The following is a 24,912-nucleotide window of genomic DNA, read 5'->3' as shown; positions in this document are numbered from 1 at the left end:
TCGCGGCCTTGCCCCGTTGCCCACGATGTCGTTTGCAGCGATTTAAGGTTCACATGCACACGACGTTAATGTATTTTTATTCACTATTAATGCATGAATATTGATACATCCTAACTCAAGGACCGTCAACAGTGAAGACAAAATTACCGCCTTTTATCGAACTATACCGCCAGTTGATCGCAACGCCGTCAATCAGCGCAACCGATGCCGCGCTCGATCAGAGCAATGAAACTTTAATCAATTTACTGGCGGGCTGGTTCCGCGACCTGGGTTTTACTGTGGACGTGCAGCCCGTACCGGGAACGCGTCATAAATTTAATATGCTGGCCCGTACGGGAAGCGGTGCGGGCGGCCTGCTGCTTGCCGGACATACCGATACGGTTCCGTTTGATGATGGTCGCTGGACCCGCGATCCTTTTACCCTGACCGAGCACGACAATAAGCTTTACGGTCTGGGCACCGCCGATATGAAAGGCTTCTTTGCGTTTATTCTGGACACACTCCGTGATGTGGATGTGACAACCCTGAGTAAGCCGCTCTATATTTTGGCGACCGCAGATGAAGAAACGACGATGGCGGGCGCAAAATACTTTGCAGAATCCACACAGCTCCGTCCCGACTGCGCCATCATTGGTGAGCCGACCTCGCTGAAGCCGGTACGGGCGCACAAAGGCCACATTTCCAATGCAATTCGTATTCAGGGGCAATCAGGCCATTCGAGCGATCCCGGACGCGGCGTCAATGCCATTGAGCTGATGCATGAGTCGATCACCGAACTTATGCAGTTGCGTAATACGCTCAAATCACGTTATCACCACGATGGCTTTGCGATCCCCTACCCAACCATGAACTTTGGTCATATTCACGGCGGCGATGCGGCAAACCGTATTTGTGCCTGCTGCGAGTTGCATATGGATATCCGACCACTACCGGGACTGACCCTGAGCGATCTCGACGGCCTGTTAAATGAGGCACTGGCTCCCGTTAGCGAACGCTGGCCGGGACGGATTACCATTGAAGAGCTGCATCCACCGATCCCCGGCTACGAGTGCCCTGCTGACCATAAACTGGTCAAGGTCGTCGAAACACTGCTGGGTATCCAGACGGAAGTGGTCAATTACTGCACCGAAGCGCCTTTTATTCAGCAACTGTGTCCGACGCTGGTGCTGGGCCCGGGTTCGATCAATCAGGCCCATCAGCCAGATGAATTTATCGATACCGCATTTATTAAGCCAACACGCGCACTGATAAGCCAGGTTGTGCAGCATTTCTGTCACTAATTGTCATCAATCGGGGCATTTCACTGAATTAACAGCAAAATGCCCCGCCATTCTGCGGGATTTAATAATAAGAATAACTTATCCCACTTCTCCCCCATCAAATTCCATGAATTTCCGGCAGTTAGCTGCACGTTTCCTTCACTTTAAGTCAATTGACGAACGGAAGATTACGTGGCTAGATAAAAGACGATGTTATACCCGCAGGGCAATCATCCCACTTTATTCAGCTTGCGACAGGCAGCAACTGAAGAACCTCGGTCAGAGCCGAGAGGACAACGTTGCTGGCTTTTGTGCTGCCTGAAAAGGCCGGGTATAGAGGTTTATCAAGACGATAAGGGTGTCAGGGTCACATGAACGAACAATATTCCGCAATGCGAAGTAATGTCAGTATGCTCGGCAAACTGCTCGGGGATACGATCAAGGATGCGCTGGGAGAGAATATCCTGGACCAGGTGGAAACCATCCGTAAGCTCTCTAAATCATCCCGTGCAGGCAATGACACTCATCGTAAGGAGTTGCTGAACACACTGCAAAACCTGTCAAACGACGAGTTATTGCCCGTGGCACGTGCATTCAGTCAGTTCCTTAACCTCACTAACGTGGCGGAGCAGTATCAAACCATTTCCCGCAGCGGCGACGGCGCAAACCATCCCGAACTGTTGAAAAAGACCTTTGAAACGCTCAAACAAAACAATCTCAGTGAAAGTGCCATTCACGCCGCGATTGAATCACTGTCACTGGAGTTGGTGCTGACCGCCCATCCTACCGAAATCACCCGTCGTACGCTGATTCATAAACTGGGTGAGGTAAACAGCTGTCTTGAACAACTCGACCACAGCGATATTTCTGATTACGAACGTAACCAGATTATGCGCCGCCTGCGCCAGTTGGTTGCTCAGGCCTGGCATACGGATGAGATCCGTAAATATCGCCCAACGCCTGTGGATGAAGCCAAATGGGGCTTTGCCGTGGTTGAAAACAGCCTGTGGGAAGGCGTACCTGCATTTTTGCGTGAGCTGAATGAGCAGGTCGAAGAGACATTTGGCATCAAGCTGCCAGTGGATTTCGTGCCAGTGCAGTTCACCTCCTGGATGGGCGGTGACCGTGACGGCAACCCAAATGTCACCGCATCCATTACCCGCCATGTGATGCAGCTCAGCCGCTGGAAAGCCACTGACCTGTTCCTGCGTGACATTGGCGTCTTAATTTCAGAACTGTCGATGTCTGAATGCAGTCAGGAAGTGGCCGATCTCAGTGGCGATCCTGAAGCACTGGAACCATATCGGGTGATTTTAAAGCGTCTGCGTAGCCAGTTGATGACCACACAGGCTTACCTGGAACGTCGCCTCAAAGGCGAACGTTTACCGCGCCCTGCTGACTTACTGGTTTCTAACGCTCAGCTTTGGGAGCCACTGTACGCGATCTATCAGTCCCTGCAGCAGTGTGGCATGAGCATCATTGCCAACGGTCAGCTGCTGGACACGCTGCGCCGTGTGAAATGCTTTGGTGTTCCGCTGGTCCGTATGGACGTTCGTCAGGAAAGCACCCGTCATACCGAAGCGATTGCGGAAATTACCCGCTATCTGGGGCTGGGAGATTATGAAAGCTGGTCAGAAGCCGACAAGCAGGCATTTCTTATCCGTGAGCTGAACTCTAAACGCCCGTTGCTGCCGCGTAGCTGGGAACCCAGTGATGAAACCCGCGAAGTGCTGGAAACCTGCAAAGTCGTCGCCGAAGCACCGCAGGGTTCTATCGCTGCCTATGTGATTTCGATGGCCAAAACGCCGTCAGACGTGCTGGCAGTGCATCTGTTACTGAAAGAAGCCGGCATTCCTTTTGCGATGCCGGTCGCCCCGCTGTTTGAAACGCTTGATGACCTGAATAATGCCAATGACGTGATGAGCAAGCTGCTTAACATTGACTGGTATCGCGGTTTTATCCAGGGCAAACAGATGGTCATGATTGGCTATTCAGACTCAGCAAAAGATGCCGGGGTGATGGCCGCCAGTTGGGCGCAGTACCAGGCGCAGGACGCGCTGATTAAAACCTGTGAGAAAGCCGGGGTTTCCCTGACGCTGTTCCACGGACGTGGCGGCACTATTGGTCGCGGTGGCGCGCCGGCACATGCTGCGCTGCTGTCTCAGCCGCCAGGCAGCCTGAAAGGCGGCCTGCGCGTTACCGAGCAGGGCGAAATGATTCGCTTTAAGTACGGCCTGCCGGAAGTGACCATCGCCAGCCTGTCGCTCTATACCGGTGCGATACTGGAAGCTAACCTGATGCCACCACCGGAACCTAAACCGGAGTGGCGTAGCATTATGAATCAGCTTTCCGCCGATTCCTGTGCCATGTACCGTGGCTATGTGCGCGAAAATCCCGACTTCGTGCCCTACTTCCGTTCAGCGACGCCAGAGCAGGAACTGGGCAAGCTGCCACTGGGTTCACGCCCGGCCAAACGTCGTCCTACCGGCGGTGTGGAATCTCTGCGCGCCATCCCGTGGATCTTCGCCTGGACACAAAACCGTCTGATGCTCCCGGCATGGCTGGGTGCGGGTGCTGCACTGCAGCAGGCAATGCTGGCAGGTCATCAGGATCAGCTGGAAGCGATGTGCCGCGACTGGCCGTTTTTCTCCACCCGTCTCGGTATGCTGGAAATGGTGTTCTCCAAAGCCGACCTGTGGCTGGCGGAATATTACGACCAGCGCCTGGTGGATAAGTCGCTGTGGCCGCTGGGTAAACAGCTACGTGAACAGTTAGATGCGGATATTAAAGCGGTACTCACCATCGCTAACGATTCCCACCTGATGGCGGATCAGCCGTGGATTGCCGAATCCATTGCCCTGCGCAACGTGTATACCGATCCCCTCAACGTGCTGCAGGCTGAGCTGCTACACCGTTCACGTGCGCAGGAAGCGCGCGGCGATGAGCCCGATGCCCGCGTCGAGCAGGCGTTAATGGTGACCATTGCCGGCGTCGCGGCGGGTATGCGTAATACGGGCTAAAAACCCGCCAGGGCGGTTGCGGTTGCTGCGTGACCGCCCTTTTTTACGATGGCCTTAAACGGGCAAACCACACTGCAGGTTACTCTTACGTTCGTGTTCACCTTACTTCTCTGATATGCCCCGCGAAGCCCAGGCCACCTTTCAGTATCAACAGAACGTTCTTACCTGAGATTTTAACTCAGCAATTATTACAATTTAATTACAACTCAAATATAAACCTTCCTGCTTTGAGGTCGTTACTCTTTCTACGGGTTAAAAAACACCCGTTCGATGAATAAATACCAAAACATTCTTTACAGCCCTCTCTGTTGAGGGCTGAACAGGTGTCGTAGCTTCTCCATGCTGGCGATTAATATCAGGAAAAAATTATGAATAACATCAGAATAGGTATAAGGCTCGTGGCAGCATTTGGCTTCATGGGCATGCTCGTCATCTTCATGGTCCTGATTGGCATTACGAAAACAAGTTCGCTGGGAGATGCAAACAGCGAGATCGCCGGAGGGTTGTACTCAAAAGCCTCGGCCTCTGCTTTACTGGGCTTTTATACACAGGACATGAGCCGTCTTGCGCGCATTGCGGTGCTCCAGCAGGATGATCCCGCGCAGGTAGAAAAGACCGTCGCCAGCTATCAGTCACAAAGAAACAAAGCCAACAGTCTTATTCAACGGCTTGATAAAGAAGTCGCCTCAGCCTCCGGCAGACAACTTTTTACACAGCTGCAGTCCCACGCTGCGCTTTATCAGCCTTTTATGGACAAGGTTGTCGCGCTTGCCCAACAGGGTAAAAAAGAGCAAGCGGAGAAGCTGCTGTCGGACTCTGGAGACACGATTCAGAATGAATATATGGCGTCGTTGCAGGCATTAAAACAGCATCAGGAAACGCGGATGCAGGTTGCTGAACAAACGTCCCATGAAGACAGGACCGACGCGCTGAGGTTACTGACGGGTGCCGGTGCGATTGCTCTGGTACTGGCCGGGTTATCCGCCTGGCTCATCACCCGCAGCATTACACGGCCGATTAATATGGCGCTGGTTGCCGCACAGCGCGTGGCGCGCGGTGACCTTAGTGAGCCCGTACTGGTGACTCACAACGATGAGACGGGCAAGCTGCTGTCGGCGATACGTGATATGCAGGATGCACTGGTTCAAACCGTCAGTCTGGTCAGATCCAATGCGGAGAGCGTTGCCTCTGCCAGTAACCAGATAGCCCAGGGCAATGCCGATCTGTCGCAGCGAACAGAAGAACAGGCCAGCGCGCTGGAACAGACTGCCGCCACGATGACGGAGCTGGGAATGACGGTGAAAAACAATGCCAGCAACGCACAACAGGCAAGCCAGCTTGCGACTAACGTCCGTAATGTCGCGCACAAAGGCAACGAAGCGACAGAAGCTATCACTGGCACGATGCGAACAATCAAAGACAGCTCGGGAAAAATCGCGGAAATTACCACGGTTATTGACAGTATCGCTTTTCAAACCAATATTCTTGCCTTAAACGCTGCGGTTGAAGCTGCGCGAGCAGGTGAGCATGGCAAGGGCTTTGCCGTGGTGGCAAGCGAAGTCCGGACGCTGGCTCAACGTAGCAGCACCGCAGCTGGCGAGATTCGTCAGTTAATTGAGGCTAATGCTCGCAGTGTGGGACAGGGCGATGAGCTGGTTGCCAATGCCTCCGCAACGATGCAGAGCATTGTGACTGCCGTTGGGCATCTCAGTGACACCGTAGAAGAAATTACGTCTGCCAGCGCTGAGCAGGCCAGAGGTGTGGAACAAGTAGGCATTGCCGTAACCGAGATGGACAGTACGACGCAGCAGAACGCCGCGCTGGTTGAAGAGTCCGCATCGGCCGCTAACAGCCTCAGGGAACAGGCCAAACAGCTGTTGCAGGCGGTTTCTGTTTTCCGCCTCAACTACGATCAGAAGCGAGTTCATGTCCCGCAAACGAGTAAAACACCAACATTGCCAAAATCGAATCAGCCATTGACTGATGAGGGCTGGACGCATTTTTAATGCACGGCACTCGCGGTGGGAGACACTATGAATAAAAGACGGCCATCGGTTCTGCCCGTCTTTTATTCATACCTTAATGCGGTTTATCTCTCTGTTGCTGCCTTTCTAAACCGACGCACCCGCGTCGTTTTGTATGCGTCTGCCACTATCAGGCCGCCAGTGTAGGACGTACACCTAACGTATGACATATGGCATAGCTCATTTCTGCCCGGTTGAGAGTATAGAAATGGAAATCTTTTACGCCTTCGCGTGACAGAATTTTCACCATGTCCATGGCGATATTCGCCCCCACCATTTTGCGCGTTTCAGGATCGTCATCCAGCCCTGCAAACATCGCATTCATCCAGCCCGGCACACGCACGTTAGTCATGGTGGCGAAGCGCTGCAATTGTTTGAAGTTAGAGACGGGCAGAATGCCCGGCACAATCTCGACATCAATACCGGTGGAAACACAGCGGTCACGAAAACGCAGGTAGCTTTCAACATCAAAAAAGAACTGGGTGATGGCACGGTTAGCGCCAGCATCGATTTTGCGTTTCAGGTTGATCAGGTCGGCCTGCGCACTCTTCGCTTCCGGATGGACTTCCGGGTAGGCTGCAACGGATATATCAAACTCCCCCACGTCTTTGAGCAGAGACACCAGATCGGAGCCATACATGTCCGGCTTGCCGCTGCCCGGAGGCAGATCACCACGCAGCGCAACAATATGGCGAATGCCGTTGTTCCAGTAATCCTGAGCAATATCACGTAGCTCATCGCGGCTGGCATCAACACAAGTCAGATGCGGTGCCGCTTCCAGGCCGGTACGATCTTTAATGCCTTTGATAATGCTGTGCGTGCGGTCGCGCTCACCCGAGTTCGCACCATAGGTCACGGAGACAAATTTGGGTTTCAGGCTGCTCAGGCGATGGATGGAGTTCCACAGCGTTTCTTCCATTTCGCTGGTACGTGGCGGAAAAAACTCAAAAGAGACATTAATCCGACCATTTAGCTCTGCCAGGCTCTGATTGAGTGCCTCGCGCTGATTGGCATGAAAGAAACTCATCCTGCTACCTCCGACCACATCGGTTAACTATTCACCCGAACACATCTATACGTTTAGACGTCCAGACATTCAAAATGAACGATTCACGCATTAGCGTCAACATATAAATCATCACTGCAGGTGACAAATCTTCACGCAACGTGAAAAGGCTTCATGTAGGAGGATTCATTGCAGGACAGGCGCCGAAGCGCCTGAAGAAAAGTGGGGTCAGAGCAGGTGTGCGAGGCGATTAATATCAGACTGGATAGCGCCGGCAGTGACATCACGGCCCGCACCAGGCCCGCGAATCACCAACGGGTTATCGCGGTACCAGCGGCTGTCGATGGCAAACACATTATCGCAGGGCAGTAATGCGGCCAGCGGATGCTCCAGGCGCACCGCTTCGACGCCCACGCGTGCTTTGCCGTTGGCATCAAACCGCGCCACGTAACGCAGAACCAGCCCCATTTCCTGCGCGGCTTCAAACCGTTGCAGCATCTGTTCGTTCAGCTCATCCGCATTCTCGAAAAAGTGATCGACTGATTCACCTTCGCAATTCTGTGGGACCAGCGATTCGACGCGCACCTGATCCGGCTCGATGTTATACCCGGCCTCACGGGCCAGAATAACCAGTTTACGCATCACGTCCTGACCCGACAGATCGACGCGCGGGTCCGGCTCTGTTAATCCCTGCTGCCACGCCTGATCCACCAGCTCGGTGAACGGTACCGTGCCATCAAACTGTAAAAACAGCCAGGACAGGGTGCCGGAGAAAATGCCGCTAATCGACAGAATGGTATCGCCGCTTTCACGTAAATCGCGCACCGTATGGTTTATCGGCAGCCCGGCTCCCACGGTGGCGTTATACAACCAGTGACGACCGGTTTTTTCAAAGGCATCCCGAATCTCACGCCAGGTTTGCGTATCCGATGCGCCCGCCACCTTATTCGCGCTGATCACATGAAACCCATGGCTGGCAAAATCCAGGTACTGCAGTGCCAGCGGCTGACTGGCCGTCACATCCAGCACCACCAGGTCATCATACGGATGGGCCCGCATCCACAGAAACAGCGATTCTTCATCGCGCGCTTCGGCTTCATCGTCAAAGAAGGCCAGTGCACGGCTGGCATCCAGACCGTCATAGCTCAGCAGGCTGCGTTGACTGTCCACGACACCTGCCAGCACAAACTCAAAACCGGTGCGTGCCGACAACGTTTCCTGCTCACGGGCAAACAACTCCAGCCAGCGTGAACCGATATTGCCCTTGCCGAACAGCATCAGGCCAATGCGTTTTTCCGCACGAAACAGCGAGCTGTGCAGCCCCTGAATGAGATGCTGAGTGGGGCCAACGCGCAGCACCGCAACCACGCTGATGTGCTCCGGCGACTGGCTGATGAATTCCACTGGCTGATCTTTCAACTGCTGCCAGAAACGGTGCGTGTGCAACGGATTGCGGGTAACGCCAGCTCCGACCAGGGCGACCAACGCTAAACCCTCGCGTAACTGCAAATGTCCGGGCAAGCCTGCATCCTGCAACAGGGCAAAGGCACTGTTTACCACTTCAGAGGTGTAGCAAAGTTGCAGCAATTGACGGTCAGGATGGATGCCCATCGCCAGCGGCCGCATCTGCGCGCGCGTCAGGAGTTGATCGATCTCTTTTTTGAAGAGAGCAAAATCGTGCTGCCCGGGAAGCTGGATCTCAACCAGGCACACATCGTCGTGACTGGTGACAATGCGGGCACCCGTACCGGACGCAAGGACGCGCTCGATGCGGGTTGAGCCTTGCTCAGGCTGATAGCTACAGCGCAGTTGCAAATCAATATCACTGCCCGAAACTGGTTGTAAGGTGCGGGTGTGCAGCACTGGCGCGGCAAGGCGCGCCAGCTCACTGGCCTCATCCAGACGCAGCAGCGGCAGCAGACAGGCATCAGAGACTTTGCGTGGATCGGCGCTGTAAACGCCCGCCACATCACTCCAGATAGTGACGCGTCCCACGCCCGCCAGCGCGCCAATCTGAGTGGCTGAATAGTCAGACCCGTTGCGCCCCAGCAGGACCGTTTCACCGGCATCGTTGCCGCTGATAAAACCGGTCACCACGATGCGTTTATGCGGATGCTGGGCCAGCAGCGTTTGTAACAAGGGCCAGGATTTACCTTCGTCCACCTGAGGCTGCGCGGCACGTTCCGCCCGCAGAAAATCGCGCGCGTCCAGCCAGCAGGCATGGAGATCCTGCTGGTTCAGCACCGCTGACATTAAACGTGCCGACCAGATTTCACCATGCCCAACCACTTCCGCATACACCGCTTCTGTGATGTCACCATCCAGTAGCGCGGCCAGTTTTTCGAGATCGCGAATAAAGGCGGTAATTAAGGGCTCGGCTATTTCAGCAGGCAACAGTGCACTGATTAGCTCACTCTGATAGCGACGTAATGTCTGCTGCACCTGATGTGCGGACAGGCGGTCACTTTGGCTCAGTTTCAGCCAGCTAATCAGCTGATTGGTCGTCGACCCTGCGGCCGATACCACCATCATATCGCCAGGCTGGCTGTAATCCGCCATGATGCTGGCAACACGCTGATAGCAGCGTGCATCTGCAAGGCTGCTGCCACCAAACTTGTGGAGCTGTCTGTTGTTTGGCGTTCCTGCGCCTGCTGAAATCGTCATGATCAATCCTCGGCTGCGATCCGGAATGCATTATCCAAATCGGCAATTAAATCGTCGTGGTCTTCAATACCTACTGAAATACGGAGCAAGGTTTCAGAGATACCTGCTGCGGCACGGGCCTCTGCAGACATGCCTGCATGCGTCATGGTCGCAGTATGTGAAATTAAGCTCTCAACGCCACCCAGCGATTCCGCCAGCGTAAACAACTCAAGTGCTTTAAGAAAACGGCGCAACCGGGCTTCGTCACCCTTCAGCTCAAAGCTGAGCATGGCACCGAATCCGCGCTGCTGACGCGCGGCGAATTCATGACCCACGTTTTCAGGCAGTGACGGATGATACAACTTTTTCACCAGTGGCTGTTGCTTGAGATAATCAACAATGGCTAACGCATTACGCTGCGCGGCTGCCATACGCGGCCCCAGGGTGCGCATTCCGCGCAACAGCAGATAGCTGTCAAAGGCGGAACCGGTGACGCCAATGTTATTTGCCCACCAGGCTAAATCAGTCGCCACTTGCGGATCTTTGGCAATCACGGCACCGGCCACCACATCGGAATGACCATTTAAGTATTTAGTGCAGGAGTGAATCACCAGATCGGCACCCAGTGCCAGCGGATTTTGCAGGGCCGGGCTCATAAAGGTGTTATCCACAACGCTGACGGCACCCGCAGCCTGCGCAGCTTCGCAAATCGAGGCAATATCAACGACGCGCAACAAAGGATTGCTGGGACTTTCAATCAGCACCAGTTTAGGTTTCTCGTCCAGCGCCGCCTGCAGTGCGGCTTTATCGCCTTGATCGACAAATTTCACCCGGTAGGCACCGCGTTTGCTCAGACTGTCGAACAGACGATAGCTGCCACCATAGCAATCGTGTGGCGCAACCAGCAGATCGCCTGGCTTCAGGAACACCGTGGTGACCAGATGAATGGCCGACATGCCGGTATTAGTGAGTACCGCCCCCGCTCCGCCTTCCAGTTCTGCCAGCGCGCGTTGCACCACATCGCGCGTTGGGTTACCGCGCCGGGAATAATCATGGGCACGGGGTTCATTGAAGTCATGAAAGTTATAGGTGCTGGAAAGGTGGATGGGCGGGACAACGCAGCCGTATTGCTCGTCGTCATTCAAACCGCTGCGCACTGCGATGGTTGCCTGTTTACGCGTCATAGGGCTAACTGTTCCTGAAGTGTGAAATAATCTGACGACAGGATATCACCTTGCTTTTAGACGTCAATACATCTGGACATCCAAATGTCTTTGCGTATAGATTGAGCATCGTCGCAATAACCGCTAAAATTATGCGCCCATACTTGGCGTTCAACCACATTTGTCGCAGAAGTTGAACGAAGAAACCCGCCAGAGAAGGGGTCAGGTAGAAGAAAATCAGGCATAATCGGCTGATTTCGTAACTTTTAACATTTATTGATTAAGGTATCCCATGGCTGAATGGAACGGCGAATATATCAGCCCGTACGCTGAGCACGGCAAAAAGAGCGAACAGGTTAAAAAAATTACGGTGTCAATTCCGTTAAGCGTGCTGAAAATTCTGACTGACGAACGCACACGTCGTCAGGTCAATAACCTGCGTCACGCAACGAACAGTGAACTCCTGTGCGAAGCCTTCTTGCATGCTTTTACCGGGCAACCGTTACCCAATGATGTCGATCTTCGTAAAGAACGTAACGATGAAATACCGGAAGCTGCGAAAAAAATCATGCGCGACATGGGCATCGACCCGGATACCTGGGAATACTGATTTTCAGACATAAAAAAACCCAGCCTGAGCTGGGTTTTTCTTGCCGCCGAACAGATGTTCGAATGCCGTTTCTTATTTTTTGGTGCCTGGCACGCTGAAACGCTTGTTGAAGCGGTCAACGCGGCCACCAGTGGCAACTTCACGCTGCTTACCGGTGTAGAACGGGTGGCACTTACCACAAACGTCCAGGTTCAGTTCGTGAGTCAGCGTAGAGCGAGTGTGAATCACGTTGCCGCAAGTACAGTTGATGGTAACTGCTTCGTATTTTGGGTGAATACCTTGTTTCATGGGAAACCTCATATAAGGCCGTGTCGCTCTCCGCGCCAGGATTTGAACCTGCGCAGCACCACACGCGATTGAACATTAATGGTGTACTCCGGCAAGGTCTTTCTTACCGAAGGCGGCATATTATACAGGCTAATGTTTGATGCTGCAAATGTCACCTGAGATACACCCCGCGCGTGCCAGCGTGTACACTAACCGCCCTGCTAGATGAACCGGAAAGAGATTGCTATGCCCGTTGTTCAGGTTGCCCTGCCCGTTCCCCTTCCTCGCCTGTTTGACTATCTGCCTCCTGACGGCGTGCAGCCAGTCATCGGTGGTCGGGTGATCGTGCCTTTTGGCAACCGAAAAATGACCGGCATTGTGGTCGCGTTACCTGACAAAAGCGACCTGCCGGCAGCACAGCTCAAGCAGGTCATTGCCGTACTGGACAGCGAATCGCTATTTCCGCCCTCGCTGTGGCGGATTCTTCACTGGGCCGCGAACTACTATCATTCGCCTCTCGGCGAGGTACTGAGCCATGCCATACCGGTGCTGCTGAGGCAAGGTAAACCCGCTCAGGATAATCCTTTATGGCGCTGGGAAATTACCGAGCAGGGCCGCGCCACCGCGCCGGAAAGCCTTAAGCGGGCGCCTAAACAACAGCAAGGGCTTGCAACGCTCAGACAGCAGCCGCTTTATCGCCACGAAGTGAGTGAGCATGACCTTACCGATGCTGCCATGCAGGCACTGCGCGCCAAAGGATTGTGTGAACTGCATGAGCATCAGCCACAGATGCATGACTGGCGCAGCAGCTTTGCCGTTAAAGGTGAACGTCTTCGGCTGAACACCGATCAGGCGACGGCGGTCGGCGCGATGCGAAGTGAAGATGAACACTATGCGGCCTGGCTGCTGGCAGGGATTACCGGTTCAGGTAAGACCGAAGTGTATCTCAGCGTACTGGAAAACGTGCTGGCCAGAGGCAGGCAGGCGTTGGTGCTGGTACCGGAGATTGGGTTGACGCCACAAACGATTGCCCGTTTCCGCGAGCGTTTTGATGCCCCGGTGGATGTGCTGCATTCCGCCCTGAATGACAGCGAGCGCCTTTCTGTATGGTTGCGGGCGCGCAGGGGCGAAAATGCCATCATCATTGGCACACGTTCAGCCCTGTTTACACCGATGGCACGTCCGGGCGTGATCATTATTGATGAAGAGCACGACAGCTCTTACAAACAGCAGGAAGGCTGGCGCTATCAGGCACGCGATCTGGCCGTGTTCCGCGCCCATGAAGAAAATATTCCTATTATCATGGGGTCCGCCACACCGGCGCTGGAAACACTGCATAACGTTCGTAACGGGAAATACCGTCAGCTTGACCTGATGAAACGCGCCGGTAATGCCAAACCTGCTCTGCAGCAGCTTATCGATTTGAAAGGCGCACAACTGGTCGGCGGCCTCGCACCTGCCTTGATCGCTAAAATGCGTCAGCACCTGAAAGCAGATAACCAGGTATTGCTGTTTCTTAACCGCCGTGGTTTTTCACCAGCGCTGCTCTGCCACGATTGCGGTTGGATTGCTGAGTGCCAACGCTGCGATCGCTATTACACCCTGCATCAGCATCATCGCCAACTGCGCTGCCACCATTGCGACAGCCAGCGGCCGTTGCCCAATCAGTGCCCACAATGTGGTTCCACCCATTTACTCCCCGTGGGCGTCGGGACGGAACAGCTTGAGCAACAATTGGGAACATTATTCCCCGGCGTGCCGGTTTCGCGTATCGATCGTGATACCACCAGCCGTAAAGGCGCGCTCGAACAGCATCTGGCCGATGTGCATCGCGGCGGCGCGCGTATTCTCGTGGGGACGCAGATGCTGGCAAAAGGGCATCATTTTCCTGATGTCACCCTGGTGTCGCTGCTGGACGTGGATGGTGCACTGTTTTCCGCTGACTTCCGGGCCGCGGAACGCTTCGCTCAGCTCTATACTCAGGTTGCCGGCCGCGCAGGGCGAGCCGGTAAGCAGGGCGAGGTCTTGCTGCAAACTCACCATCCTGAGCACCCGCTTCTGCAAACCCTGCTTCACAAGGGTTACTTCGCTTTCGCACAACAAACCCTGCTGGAACGTCAGTCGGTGTTTTTACCACCGTGGACGCATCATGCCCTGTTCCGTGCAGAAGATTTAGATAATCATCAGGCTGCAGAATTTCTGCAACAGCTACGCAATATGCTGGAATCCAGCCCGCTTAAGGACGCGTCAATGTGGTTCATGGGGCCGCTGCCTGCGCTGCAACCTAAGCGAAGTGGCCGCTGGCGTTGGCAGTTACTGGTACAACATCCGTCCCGGAAACGCCTGCAACAGCTGTTGAGCAGTTCGTTACCGCTGATAAGTACGTTACCTGCATCGCGCAAGGTAAAGTGGACGCTGGATGTTGATCCGACCGAAAGCTGAGTCCGGTGAGGTTGTGAGAGGGATCGAAATACGTCGCATAAGTCACAATTTTTATGCAAATTAAGTAACGGCCCTGCCGCCCAATCGATAACAATAGTGCCAGGCTTGTTTTCACATCAGACGATACGAACGTTGAATGCGCGATTACGCATCAGGAGCATGTGTTGGATCAGAATCAACCGTCGGCCGCCGCCACGATGAAAGACGTCGCAGAAAAAGCCGGCGTCTCGACCGCCACCGTGTCGCGTGCGCTAATGAATCCGGAAAAAGTCTCTTCGGCGACGCGTCAGAAAGTCGAACAGGCCGTCGCTGCCGTCGGTTATACCGCTCAGAGTGTAACCCGCAATGCCCGACGCAACGACACACAAACTATTCTGCTGATCGTCCCCAACATCTGCGATCCCTTTTTTAGTGAAATTATTCGGGGCGTCGAGATAGCCGCGTCGAAGGCCGGCTATCTGGTGCTTATCGGCGACTGTGCTCATCAAAAACCGCAGGAATGGACGTTTTTAAACCTGATGCTGACTCGTCAGATCGACGGCATTGTGCTGCTCGGCGCGCAGTTACCTTTCGATGTGAGTCCTGATGAACAGCGCAATCTCCCACCGATGGTGATGGCGATTGAATTTGCGCCCGAAATGTCATTGCCAACAGTCAATATCGACAACCTGACGGCCTCGTTTGTAGCAGTCAATCATCTGCTGCAGCTTGGTCATAAACGTATTGCCTGTCTGACCGGCCCGGAAGACGTTGCGCTCTGTCAGTATCGCCTGCAGGGCTATGTACAGGCGTTACGCCGCAGTGGGATCAGCGTGGAACCGACTTATATCGTCCGAGGCGACTTCACCTTTGAATCGGGTGTTGCCGCCATGAATCAGCTGCTGGCTTTACCGCAACCGCCGCGCGCCCTGTTTTGTCATAGCGATATCATGGCCATTGGCGCTATCAGTCAGGCAAAACGCATGGGCCTGCGCGTGCCCGAAGACCTGTCGGTAGTGGGTTTTGATGATATTGAACTGTCGCGCTACTGCGAGCCACCGCTCACCACGGTGAAACAACCGTGTTTTGAAATTGGTCGTGAAGCCGTACGGCTGTTACTGAATGAATTACAGGGTCATGGCGTTCACAATGGTTCGACATTGCTGGATGCTGAACTGGTGGTCCGTGGTAGCACAACATTGGCAAAAAAGGATGAGTGATAAGTAAAATGTTCCGCTATTTTCAGGGGATTCTTAAGGCTATCATTGCTGGTCAAAGTTCCAGCCCTTAAGTAACATGGCGGGCTCCTTGCCGGGCGTGCAGTAACAACGGATTCGCCTACGTGGCATCATATTTTCAAGGGTATCAGGACGAGAGTGGCACAAAAAGATTATGTAGGCCGCGGGCGTTCAACAGGGACGCGTCGCAAAAAAAGCCCCAGCCGTGGCAAAAAAACAAAAAGCGGTTCAGGCACCTCTAAAATAATGATTGTACTGGCGGTTGCTGTATTAGTGACCTTTGCCGGTGGTTTATGGTTCCTGGCGCATCATAAAAAAGAAGATGTGCCGGTTATTACGGATCATAAAGCCAACGGGAATGGCTTACCGCCAAAGCCTGAAGAGCGCTGGAAGTACATAAAAGAGCTGGAAAACCGCCAGGTCACTGTACCGACGCCAAGTGAACCGACCTCCGGTGGCGAAGTGCAGTCACATACACAGCTCACCGATGAGCAACGCCAGCTGCTTGAACAAATGCAGGCGGATATGCGCCAGCAACCCACCCAACTGAATGAAGTGCCGTGGAACGAGCAGACGCCTGCACAACGTCAGCAAACGCTGCAACTCCAGCGACAACAGCAACTTCAACAGCAGCAACTGCAGTCGCAGCAGCGTCAGCAGCAGATACAACAACAGCAGCAGCAACGCCAGCAGCAGGTACAACAACAGCAACAACAACGCCAGCAACAGGTACAGCAGCAGCATCAGCAGCCGTTGCAGGAACAGCATACTCAGCGTCAGCAACAGCCCACGCAGAACGTGCAACAGACACAACCTGCTCCTGTCACGCGTGAACCTGCCGCTCAGCCTAAAACGCAGGAAACCGCGAAAGCGAAACCGGCCGAAAAAGCCGCTACGCAGCGCTGGATGGTGCAGTGTGGCTCTTTCAAGGGAACAGAACAGGCGGAATCGGTGCGCGCTGCGCTGGCGTTTGAAGGTTTTGAAAGCCGTCTGACGTCCGGCGGCGGATGGAATCGTGTCGTGGTAGGGCCCTTCAAAGACCGCGCCAGCGCAGACAGCACGCTAAAACGTCTGCGCGCTTCAGGACATTCCGGCTGCATTCCGCTCGCCGTTGGGGGTTGAAACCCGTCAAACCTACCCCATATCTGTCTGCATGATCCTCCGCGCCTTGGGCGCGGAGCTTTTTTCCGACAGTAAAAGGGGTCTGCCCGTGACAACAATAGTAAGTGTTCGACGCAACGGCCAGGTAGTGATTGGCGGTGATGGCCAGGCTACGCTCGGTAATACCGTAATGAAAGGCAACGTCAAAAAAGTGCGTCGTCTTTACAACGATAAAGTGATTGCCGGCTTTGCTGGCGGCACCGCAGATGCCTTTACCCTGTTTGAACTCTTCGAACGCAAACTTGAAATGCATCAGGGCCATTTGGTGAAAGCAGCCGTTGAGCTGGCCAAAGACTGGCGCACCGACAGAATGTTGCGCCGTCTGGAAGCCCTGCTGGCAGTGGCGGACGAATCGGCATCACTGATTATCAGTGGTAACGGTGACGTCATTCAGCCTGAAAACGACCTTATTGCTATCGGTTCTGGCGGTCCCTTCGCCCAGGCAGCTGCGCGTGCGCTGTTAGAAAACTCTGACTTAGGCGCACGCGACATCGTTGAGAAATCGCTGAATATCGCTGGCGATATTTGCATCTACACCAACCACAACGTTAATTTTGAAGAATTAACGTCCAAGTCGTAAGGATCTAAACATGTCTGAGATGACTCCACGCGAAATCGTCAGCGAGCTGAACCGCTTTATTATTGGCCAGGACAGCGCCAAGCGCGCCGTGGCTATTGCCCTGCGTAACCGCTGGCGCCGTATGCAGCTGGACGAAGAGCTGCGTCACGAAGTGACACCCAAAAATATTCTGATGATCGGCCCGACCGGTGTCGGTAAAACCGAAATCGCCCGTCGTCTGGCGAAGCTGGCCAACGCGCCGTTTATCAAGGTTGAGGCCACGAAATTCACTGAAGTGGGTTACGTGGGTAAAGAAGTTGATTCCATTATTCGTGACCTGACTGACTCCGCCATCAAAATGGTGCGCAGCCAGGCTATCGAAAAGAACAAATACCGTGCAGAAGAAATGGCGGAAGAACGCATCCTTGATGTGCTGATTCCACCGGCTAAAAACAACTGGGGACAAGCCGAACAAGCCAGCGAGCCCTCTTCTGCTCGTCAGGCTTTCCGTAAAAAACTGCGTGAAGGCCAACTCGACGACAAAGAAATCGAGATCGACTTAGCCGCAACCGGCCCTGGCGTTGAAATCATGGCACCGCCGGGAATGGAAGAAATGACCAGCCAGTTGCAGTCGATGTTCCAGAATCTGGGCGGTCAGAAACAGAAGCCGCGTAAGCTGAAAATCAAAGAAGCCTTGAAGCTGCTGATTGAAGAAGAAGCCGCCAAGCTGGTGAACCCGGAAGAGCTGAAACAGGATGCTATCGACGCGGTTGAACAGCACGGCATCGTCTTCATTGATGAGATAGACAAGATCTGTAAGCGCGGCGGACAAAACGCGGGCGGCCCGGATGTATCTCGTGAAGGTGTACAGCGCGATCTTTTGCCACTAGTGGAAGGCTGTACCGTATCGACCAAGCACGGCATGGTCAAAACTGACCATATCCTGTTTATCGCGTCGGGTGCGTTCCAGGTTGCCAGCCCGTCAGATTTGATTCCTGAGCTGCAAGGCCGTTTACCGATCCGTGTTGAACTCCAGGCGTTGACGGTTAATGATTTCGAACGCATCCTGACCGAACCTAATGCCTCGGTTACGGTACAGTACAAAGCACTGATGAATACCGAAGGCGTGAGTATCCATTTCACGGATGACGGTATCCGCCGTATCGCCGAAGCGGCATGGCAGGTAAACGAAACCACCGAGAATATCGGTGCACGTCGTTTACATACCGTGCTGGAACGCTTGATGGAAGACGTCTCCTATGACGCCAGCGATCGTAGCGGCGAATCCGTCACCATCGACGCAGAGTACGTCGGCAAGCATCTGGATGAACTGGTGGCAGATGAAGATTTGAGCCGCTTTATTCTGTAACGCTCGCCTGTCCATGTGTTGTATCAAGGCCCAGCCCGTTTGGTTGGGCTTTTTTCTGCATGCGCTTGATGCAATACAGGTCTTTTAAAGCTGATGATTTTGCCAACAATTGACATAAAGCGATATACTTAGCGCTCCTGTGGCAAACAGACGAAACCCTTATGAAATACGATACTTCTGAACTCTGCGACATCTACCACGAAGACGTGAATGTTGTTGAACCGCTTTTTTCAAATTTCGGTGGGCGGACCTCATTCGGCGGTCAGATAACCACAGTGAAATGTTTTGAAGACAACGGTCTGCTTTACGATCTGTTGGAAGAAAACGGTCGGGGCCGCGTGTTGCTGATTGATGGCGGTGGTTCGGTACGCCGCGCCTTAGTGGACGCACAACTTGCCCGGCTGGCGACGCAAAACGAGTGGGAAGGCATCGTGGTTTACGGTTCAGTGCGTCAGGTGGACGAGCTGGAAGAGCTGGAGATTGGCATTCAGGCTATCGCCGCTATTCCGGCAGGCGCTGCAGGTGAAGGCATTGGCGAAAGCGATGTGCGCGTCAATTTTGGTGGCGTCACCTTCTTCTCAGGCGACCATCTCTATGCCGATAATACCGGTATGATTTTATCGGAAGATCCGCTCGACATAGAATAATGTCGGCAAACGAAAACGGGTGCTTAGCACCCGTTTTTCGCATTAGTTGAGGCTTATACCTCTTCCATTTTTCCCAACAGCGCACGCAGGCGTTCTTGCCAGACATGCTGCTCCTCTTTCAGATGCTGATTTTCGCGCACCAGTGCTTCATGGTTGCCAGCAGCATTCTGCGCGTCGTTACGCAGGTTGTTGTTCTGCTCTTTCAGCTCTTCAATTTCCATCTGCAGCAAGGTGATAGTATCAATCGCCTGCTGTACTTTTGCTTCCAGTTTCTCAAACACTTCAAATGACATCTTTCTGACCTCTCCTAAAATCCTGCAAGGCGTTGATGATGCCAGCTTTCGCACAAAAGGCGTTTACCAGCAACGTTGTCCCGATTGTATGTAGCCTCATCACGCAAGTCCAGCAACGCGGGCCTGCAGACCGCCGTCAGTAACATTTTTCAGCCTATCCCTAAAATGTTCCTTTTCCGTACGTTTGCTTAGCGAAGCCGGAATAACGCTGCTGAAAACGGCCTGAATGGCGCTTAAGGAAAACCAAAACACGCGAAAACGCGCATTTTTTTGACAGACCACACAAAAATCGATTTCGCTATTTCTCGTTTATGCTCGTTAACGATAAATTAACATCAGCCCTACATTAAAGATGGGCGGCTCAAGGAATGAGAACAAAAACTGATAAAATTTAACCTCGCTTCAGGAACAACTATCATGAGTCAGACTACAACCACACTCAAAGGTCAGTGTATTGCCGAATTTCTGGGTACCGGTTTGATCCTGTTTTTTGGCGCGGGTTGCGTTGCCGCGCTTAAGCTGGCTGGTGCCACGTTTGGCCAATGGGAAATCTGTATCATCTGGGGGCTGGCCGTTTCTATGGCGGTTTACCTCAGCGCAGGTGTGTCAGGTGCCCATCTCAACCCCGCCGTTACTGTCGCACTCTGCCTTTTCGCGAATTTCGAAGGTCGTAAGGTATTGCCTTATATCCTGTCTCAGGTTGCGGGTGCCTTCTGTGGCGCGGCGCTGGTTTACGGACTTTACTACAGCTTGTTTATCAATTTCGAACAAAGTCATAACATGGTACGGGGTTCAGTTGAAAGCCTGAGCCTGGCGGGCATTTTTTCTACCTACCCTAATCCACAGATTGGCGTAGGTCAGGCCTTCCTGGTAGAGATGGTGATCACTGCTGTCTTGATGTCCGTGATTATGGCGCTGACCGATGATGGCAATGGCGTACCGCGTGGCCCGATGGCACCGCTGTTGATTGGCCTTCTGGTTGCCGTTATTGGCGGCTCTATGGGTCCCCTGACCGGCTTTGCCCTTAACCCGGCACGTGACTTCGGTCCGAAAGTATTTGAGTGGCTGGCTGGCTGGGGCACCATTGCCTTCACTGGCGGTCATCAGATTCCTTATTTCCTTGTGCCAATTTTTGGCCCACTGGTCGGTGCTTGCCTGGGTGCCTTTGGTTATCGCGCCCTGATTGGCCGCCATTTACCGGGTGCGGTGATCGCCACACCAACCAGTGACAAACCGATTGCGTCCGCGCATGAACGTAAAGCGTAAGTTACACTTTTTATCATCAGGAATGAATTTATGACTACCACCGATAAAAAATACATCGTCGCTCTCGATCAGGGCACTACCAGTTCACGTGCTGTTGTGCTGGATCATGACGCGAACATTGTGGCGGTATCGCAACGCGAATTTACCCAAATCTATCCGAAAGCGGGCTGGGTAGAGCACGACCCAATGGATATCTGGGCATCACAGAGTTCTACACTGGTTGAAGTCCTTGCCCATGCCGATATTCGTTCTGATGAAATTGCGGCCATTGGTATTACGAACCAACGTGAAACCGCCATTGTCTGGGATAAAGAAACCGGTAAGCCGGTCTACAACGCCATCGTCTGGCAGGACCCGCGTACTGCTGACTACTGTAATAAGCTTAAGAAAGAAGGTCTGGAAGAGTATATTCAGAAAACCACCGGTCTGGTGATTAACCCTTACTTCTCCGGCACCAAAGTTAAGTGGATTCTGGATAACGTTGAAGGCGCGCGTGATCGTGCAAAACGTGGCGAGCTGCTGTTTGGTACGGTTGACACCTGGCTGGTGTGGAAGATGACCCAGGGCCGTGTCCATATCACCGATTACACCAACGCCTCACGTACCATGCTGTTCAACATCCATAAGCTTGAGTGGGATGAGCGCATGCTGGAGATCCTTGATATTCCGCGTGAGATGCTGCCAGAAGTGAAATCCTCGTCTGAGGTTTACGGGCAGACGAACATTGGTGGTAAAGGCGGTACGCGTATTCCTATCGCGGGTATTGCAGGCGACCAGCAGGCGGCGCTTTACGGCCAGTTGTGCGTCCAGCCGGGTATGGCGAAAAACACCTATGGTACCGGTTGCTTTATGCTGATGAATACCGGCACCGAAGCGGTCACCTCAACGCATGGCCTGCTGACGACTATCGCCTGCGGTCCGCGTGGCGAAGTCAACTACGCACTGGAAGGCGCGGTCTTTATCGGTGGCGCGGCCATTCAGTGGCTTCGCGATGAGATGAAGCTGATCAGCGATTCCGCTGACTCTGAATACTTTGCAATGAAAGTGAAAGATTCTAACGGTGTGTATATGGTTCCCGCCTTCACCGGCCTGGGCGCACCTTACTGGGACCCCTATGCACGTGGCGCGCTGTTCGGCCTGACTCGTGGTGCCAATGCTAACCACATCATCCGTGCAACGCTGGAGTCCATTGCTTACCAAACGCGTGACGTCCTGGAAGCCATGCAGAATGATGCCAACACGCGCCTGCAGGCACTGCGTGTGGACGGTGGTGCGGTTGCCAACAACTTCCTGATGCAGTTCCAGTCAGACATTCTTGGTACACGCGTTGAGCGTCCTGAAGTGCGTGAAGTGACTGCACTGGGTGCCGCGTATCTGGCGGGTCTGGCCGTGGGCTTCTGGCAGGATCTGGAAGAAGTCCGCGCCAAAGCCGTTATTGAGCGCGAATTCCGTCCAACCCTGGAAACCACAGAGCGTAACTTCCGTTATGCTGGCTGGAAGAAAGCGGTTGCTCGCGCGCAAGCGTGGGAAGAACAAGAGTAATACGCACTACGCCCGCGACGTCCACCGTCGCGGGTCTTTTCCCCGCCTCCTCCCTCCGCTAAACTGCCAGCCTGTTTTTTGTCAGGTACATGCAATGAAACGAGAACTTGCCATTGAATTTTCCCGCGTAACCGAAGCTGCTGCACTGGCTGGTTATAAATGGTTAGGGCGCGGCGACAAGAATGAAGCCGACGGTGCAGCCGTCCACGCCATGCGCCATGTTTTAAATACCATCCAGATCGACGGCCAGATTGTGATTGGCGAAGGGGAAATTGATGAAGCCCCGATGCTCTACATCGGCGAAAAAGTCGGTACCGGCCAGGGCGATGCGGTGGATATTGCCGTTGATCCTATTGAAGGCACCCGTATGACGGCCATGGGACAGGCGAATGCGCTTGCCGTTATGGCTGTCGGGGACAGAGGCAGTTTTCTTCATGCGCCTGACATGTATATGGAGAAGCTTATCGTCGGCCCGGCGGCGCGCGGTCATATCAATCTGGATCTGCCGCTTGAGATCAATCTGCGCAATATTGCCATCGCCATGAATAAGCCGTTGTCACAGCTCACCGTGTCCATTCTGGCGAAGCCGCGCCATGACGCCGTTATCCAACAGCTTAAGCAGCTGGGCGTACGGATATTCGCTTTCCCGGATGGGGACGTGGCGGCCTCCATTCTTACCTGTATGCCCGACAGTGAAGTTGACGTGATGTACGGCATTGGCGGTGCGCCTGAAGGCGTGGTGTCCGCTGCGGTGATTCGTGCGCTGGATGGGGATATGCAGGGCAGATTACTGGCCCGGCATGATGTAAAAGGTGACAGCGAAGAGAACCGGCGGATTGGGGAATATGAGCTGAAGCGTTGTGCCGGCATGGGGATTGAAGCCGGCAAGGTGCTGCCACTCCAGGCGATGGCGCGTAACGATAACGTGATCTTTGCCGCCACCGGCATCACCAGCGGCGACCTGCTGAAAGGCATTACCCGTCAGGGCAATATGGCCACCAGCGAAACCCTGTTAATTCGCGGCAAATCGCGCACGATTCGCCGCATCCAGTCAGTGCATTATCTTGACCGCAAAGATCCCGCACTGCACCCCTTTATCCTGTAACCGCATGATTTTCGCCGGCTGGCTGCCGTGAAAGCGGGAGCCAGCATAGCAACATCACCAGGGCAGTAATAAACATCAGCATGCCAAGGCTGAACTGATCGCGCTGTGGCATGAGCGCCGACAGCGAAGCCACCAGCCCGGAACCCAGGTTCTGCAGACCACCAATCAATGCGCCCGCGCTTCCTGCCAGCCAGGCATAAGGTTCCATTGCGCCGGATGTCGCCAGGGGAAACAACATACCCGCACCAAAGAAGAACAGCGATGCCGGTACCAACAGTGTCCAGATAGTCATGATGCCAAACCAGGCCGGTACCCACATGAGCACCGCCGCCAGCAGGCAACTGTTTACCCCAAACCACATCAGGCTGTGCCAGGAACGCTGCTCGCGCCCGGCGAACCAGGCACCAAAGAAGGCGGCCGGGATAGGCAAGATAAACAAAATACTCACGGTGAAACTGTTCAGGCCAAGCACGCCACCGAGAAGTACGCCACAGCTGGCCTCAAATACGGCAATGCCCGACAGCGCGCCAACCAACAGCAGCAGATAGCGAACGAAATTCGCATCGCGTAACAACCGGATATAGCGCGTAAAGAACGGCGTGACTTCGGTAGTGACGGGGCGCGTTTCCGGTAGCCAGCGCGCCATAGCAATCGTCACGATCAGACACAGCACCAGCAGAAAAGCGAAACAGGCATGCCAGCCAAACAGCTGCGTTAACAGCGCGCCAATAACCGGTGCGACTAAGGGGCTGGCGAGCACGCCCATGTTGAGCCAGCTGTTCGCCTGACGTAAGGCATGACCGTTATAGAGGTCGCGCGGCATAGTACGCGCCATCACGCCAGCCACGCCGGTGCCCGCGCCCTGAATCGCACTGCCGAGCACCAGCATATCCAGCGACGAGGCCATCATGGCGGTGATCGAGCCGATCATAAAGATCGCCATTCCTGCTAGGATCACCGGGCGACGTCCAACGCTGTCAGACAGCGGTCCGTAGATCAGCTGCGATCCGCCATAGGTGATTAAATACGCCGCCATCACATGCTGCATCATGCCATTACGCACCTGCAGCGCATCCGCCATCGCCGCCATGGCGGGCACATAGATGGTCTGCGCCATTTGCCCTACTGCAACCAGCGCAATGAGCATGACCAGCAACGGACGATTTTCTATTTTTTTCATCATGATTGAACAAAAGGTCTGTATGAACATGAACGTTTAAGCAGCACAAATAACGGCTGAAACGGGTTGTGGCAGGAAAATATCAGGATTTCATGACAAAGCGAGTCATTAATGAAAAGTGAGTGTTCAATTCACGTCA

19 protein-coding genes are annotated in these 24,912 nt (G+C 54.0%); 13 read left to right on the top strand and 6 right to left on the bottom strand.

What is annotated here, in order from left to right; translation table 11 throughout:
• Window positions 1–131: 131 nt before the first annotated feature.
• The 3 genes from argE to NR177_RS17085 all read left to right on the top strand — a co-directional run bounded on the left by argE (window position 132) and on the right by NR177_RS17085 (window position 6,285).
• On the top strand, window positions 132–1,280 hold the full coding sequence (gene argE / locus NR177_RS17095; RefSeq protein ID WP_096011090.1) for an acetylornithine deacetylase: 1,149 nt from the start codon (window positions 132–134) through the stop codon (window positions 1,278–1,280).
• A gap of 350 nt (window positions 1,281–1,630) precedes the next feature.
• A complete protein-coding gene (ppc, locus tag NR177_RS17090; protein ID WP_063877667.1) occupies window positions 1,631–4,279 on the top strand; it encodes a phosphoenolpyruvate carboxylase in 2,649 nt (882 codons plus the stop codon).
• 368 nt (window positions 4,280–4,647) lie between these two features.
• Window positions 4,648–6,285: a methyl-accepting chemotaxis protein gene (locus tag NR177_RS17085; RefSeq protein ID WP_256853289.1), complete on the top strand. Its 1,638-nt coding sequence runs from the start codon at window positions 4,648–4,650 to the stop codon at window positions 6,283–6,285.
• Between the two features lie 148 nt (window positions 6,286–6,433).
• Here the strand turns inward: NR177_RS17085 and metF are convergent, their stop codons facing one another.
• The 3 genes from metF to metB all read right to left on the bottom strand — a co-directional run bounded on the left by metF (window position 6,434) and on the right by metB (window position 11,136).
• Complete coding sequence (gene metF / locus NR177_RS17080; protein WP_172896834.1) at window positions 6,434–7,330, bottom strand: methylenetetrahydrofolate reductase; 897 nt, start codon at window positions 7,328–7,330, stop codon at window positions 6,434–6,436.
• 207 nt (window positions 7,331–7,537) lie between these two features.
• Complete coding sequence (locus tag NR177_RS17075; RefSeq protein WP_063877670.1) at window positions 7,538–9,973, bottom strand: bifunctional aspartate kinase/homoserine dehydrogenase II; 2,436 nt, start codon at window positions 9,971–9,973, stop codon at window positions 7,538–7,540.
• Window positions 9,974–9,975: 2 nt separating this feature from the next.
• Entirely contained in the window at window positions 9,976–11,136 is a 1,161-nt protein-coding gene (metB, locus tag NR177_RS17070) for a cystathionine gamma-synthase (protein ID WP_256853288.1), read from the bottom strand.
• Window positions 11,137–11,407: 271 nt separating this feature from the next.
• Between metB and metJ the strand changes: the two genes are divergently transcribed.
• Entirely contained in the window at window positions 11,408–11,725 is a 318-nt protein-coding gene (gene metJ, locus NR177_RS17065) for a met regulon transcriptional regulator MetJ (protein WP_013027687.1), read from the top strand.
• Window positions 11,726–11,797: 72 nt separating this feature from the next.
• Here the strand turns inward: metJ and rpmE are convergent, their stop codons facing one another.
• On the bottom strand, window positions 11,798–12,013 hold the full coding sequence (gene rpmE, locus NR177_RS17060; protein WP_006121308.1) for a 50S ribosomal protein L31: 216 nt from the start codon (window positions 12,011–12,013) through the stop codon (window positions 11,798–11,800).
• A 225-nt stretch (window positions 12,014–12,238) separates the two neighbouring features.
• Here rpmE and priA point away from each other — a divergent pair, with 225 nt between their 5' ends.
• From priA to rraA, 6 genes are all read left to right on the top strand, one after another.
• Window positions 12,239–14,434 (top strand): primosomal protein N', encoded by a 2,196-nt coding sequence (priA, locus tag NR177_RS17055; protein WP_145395117.1) that lies wholly within the window; start codon window positions 12,239–12,241, stop codon window positions 14,432–14,434.
• Between the two features lie 164 nt (window positions 14,435–14,598).
• Entirely contained in the window at window positions 14,599–15,633 is a 1,035-nt protein-coding gene (gene cytR, locus NR177_RS17050) for a DNA-binding transcriptional regulator CytR (protein WP_063877674.1), read from the top strand.
• A gap of 156 nt (window positions 15,634–15,789) precedes the next feature.
• Window positions 15,790–16,773, top strand: coding sequence for a cell division protein FtsN (ftsN, locus tag NR177_RS17045; protein ID WP_172896832.1), 984 nt, complete (start codon window positions 15,790–15,792; stop codon window positions 16,771–16,773).
• An 88-nt stretch (window positions 16,774–16,861) separates the two neighbouring features.
• Window positions 16,862–17,392, top strand: coding sequence for an ATP-dependent protease subunit HslV (gene hslV, locus NR177_RS17040; protein WP_063877676.1), 531 nt, complete (start codon window positions 16,862–16,864; stop codon window positions 17,390–17,392).
• Window positions 17,393–17,402: 10 nt separating this feature from the next.
• Window positions 17,403–18,740, top strand: a complete 1,338-nt coding sequence (hslU, locus tag NR177_RS17035) for an HslU--HslV peptidase ATPase subunit (protein WP_063877677.1) — start codon at window positions 17,403–17,405, stop codon at window positions 18,738–18,740.
• A 161-nt stretch (window positions 18,741–18,901) separates the two neighbouring features.
• The gene (gene rraA, locus NR177_RS17030) at window positions 18,902–19,387 is read left to right on the top strand and encodes a ribonuclease E activity regulator RraA (protein ID WP_063877678.1); all 486 of its coding nucleotides are present in this window, start codon (window positions 18,902–18,904) and stop codon (window positions 19,385–19,387) included.
• Between the two features lie 53 nt (window positions 19,388–19,440).
• Here rraA and zapB read toward each other — a convergent pair whose 3' ends face one another.
• Window positions 19,441–19,680: a cell division protein ZapB gene (gene zapB / locus NR177_RS17025; protein ID WP_063877679.1), complete on the bottom strand. Its 240-nt coding sequence runs from the start codon at window positions 19,678–19,680 to the stop codon at window positions 19,441–19,443.
• Between the two features lie 417 nt (window positions 19,681–20,097).
• Between zapB and NR177_RS17020 the strand changes: the two genes are divergently transcribed.
• The 3 genes from NR177_RS17020 to glpX all read left to right on the top strand — a co-directional run bounded on the left by NR177_RS17020 (window position 20,098) and on the right by glpX (window position 23,593).
• Window positions 20,098–20,946 (top strand): MIP/aquaporin family protein, encoded by an 849-nt coding sequence (locus tag NR177_RS17020; protein ID WP_063877681.1) that lies wholly within the window; start codon window positions 20,098–20,100, stop codon window positions 20,944–20,946.
• 30 nt (window positions 20,947–20,976) lie between these two features.
• Window positions 20,977–22,488, top strand: a complete 1,512-nt coding sequence (gene glpK / locus NR177_RS17015) for a glycerol kinase GlpK (protein ID WP_109718192.1) — start codon at window positions 20,977–20,979, stop codon at window positions 22,486–22,488.
• Between the two features lie 94 nt (window positions 22,489–22,582).
• A complete protein-coding gene (glpX, locus tag NR177_RS17010; protein WP_063877683.1) occupies window positions 22,583–23,593 on the top strand; it encodes a class II fructose-bisphosphatase in 1,011 nt (336 codons plus the stop codon).
• Here the strand turns inward: glpX and emrD are convergent.
• On the bottom strand, window positions 23,583–24,776 hold the full coding sequence (gene emrD / locus NR177_RS17005; RefSeq protein ID WP_063877684.1) for a multidrug efflux MFS transporter EmrD: 1,194 nt from the start codon (window positions 24,774–24,776) through the stop codon (window positions 23,583–23,585). The two genes, glpX and emrD, sit on opposite strands and share 11 nt — an antisense overlap.
• Window positions 24,777–24,912 lie beyond the last annotated feature (136 nt).

It is taken from the genome of Pantoea sp. Fr+CA_20 (genome assembly GCF_024520835.1).
Classification (GTDB): domain Bacteria; phylum Pseudomonadota; class Gammaproteobacteria; order Enterobacterales; family Enterobacteriaceae; genus Pantoea; species Pantoea allii.
The sequence above is the reverse complement of the archived record's forward strand: the minus strand, read 5'-3'. Positions and strand labels throughout refer to the sequence as shown.

Excerpts from the sequence above, each read along its gene's own strand:
- ppc (WP_063877667.1), top strand. The coding sequence starts at position 1,631 with ATGAACGAACAATATTCCGCAATGCGAAGTAATGTCAGTATGCTCGGC.
- NR177_RS17085 (WP_256853289.1), top strand. The coding sequence starts at position 4,648 with ATGAATAACATCAGAATAGGTATAAGGCTCGTGGCAGCATTTGGCTTC.
- metF (WP_172896834.1), bottom strand. The coding sequence starts at position 7,330 with ATGAGTTTCTTTCATGCCAATCAGCGCGAGGCACTCAATCAGAGCCTG.
- NR177_RS17075 (WP_063877670.1), bottom strand. The coding sequence starts at position 9,973 with ATGACGATTTCAGCAGGCGCAGGAACGCCAAACAACAGACAGCTCCAC.
- metB (WP_256853288.1), bottom strand. The coding sequence starts at position 11,136 with ATGACGCGTAAACAGGCAACCATCGCAGTGCGCAGCGGTTTGAATGAC.
- metJ (WP_013027687.1), top strand. The coding sequence starts at position 11,408 with ATGGCTGAATGGAACGGCGAATATATCAGCCCGTACGCTGAGCACGGC.
- rpmE (WP_006121308.1), bottom strand. The coding sequence starts at position 12,013 with ATGAAACAAGGTATTCACCCAAAATACGAAGCAGTTACCATCAACTGT.
- priA (WP_145395117.1), top strand. The coding sequence starts at position 12,239 with ATGCCCGTTGTTCAGGTTGCCCTGCCCGTTCCCCTTCCTCGCCTGTTT.
- hslU (WP_063877677.1), top strand. The coding sequence starts at position 17,403 with ATGTCTGAGATGACTCCACGCGAAATCGTCAGCGAGCTGAACCGCTTT.
- rraA (WP_063877678.1), top strand. The coding sequence starts at position 18,902 with ATGAAATACGATACTTCTGAACTCTGCGACATCTACCACGAAGACGTG.
- zapB (WP_063877679.1), bottom strand. The coding sequence starts at position 19,680 with ATGTCATTTGAAGTGTTTGAGAAACTGGAAGCAAAAGTACAGCAGGCG.
- NR177_RS17020 (WP_063877681.1), top strand. The coding sequence starts at position 20,098 with ATGAGTCAGACTACAACCACACTCAAAGGTCAGTGTATTGCCGAATTT.
- glpK (WP_109718192.1), top strand. The coding sequence starts at position 20,977 with ATGACTACCACCGATAAAAAATACATCGTCGCTCTCGATCAGGGCACT.
- glpX (WP_063877683.1), top strand. The coding sequence starts at position 22,583 with ATGAAACGAGAACTTGCCATTGAATTTTCCCGCGTAACCGAAGCTGCT.
- emrD (WP_063877684.1), bottom strand. The coding sequence starts at position 24,776 with ATGATGAAAAAAATAGAAAATCGTCCGTTGCTGGTCATGCTCATTGCG.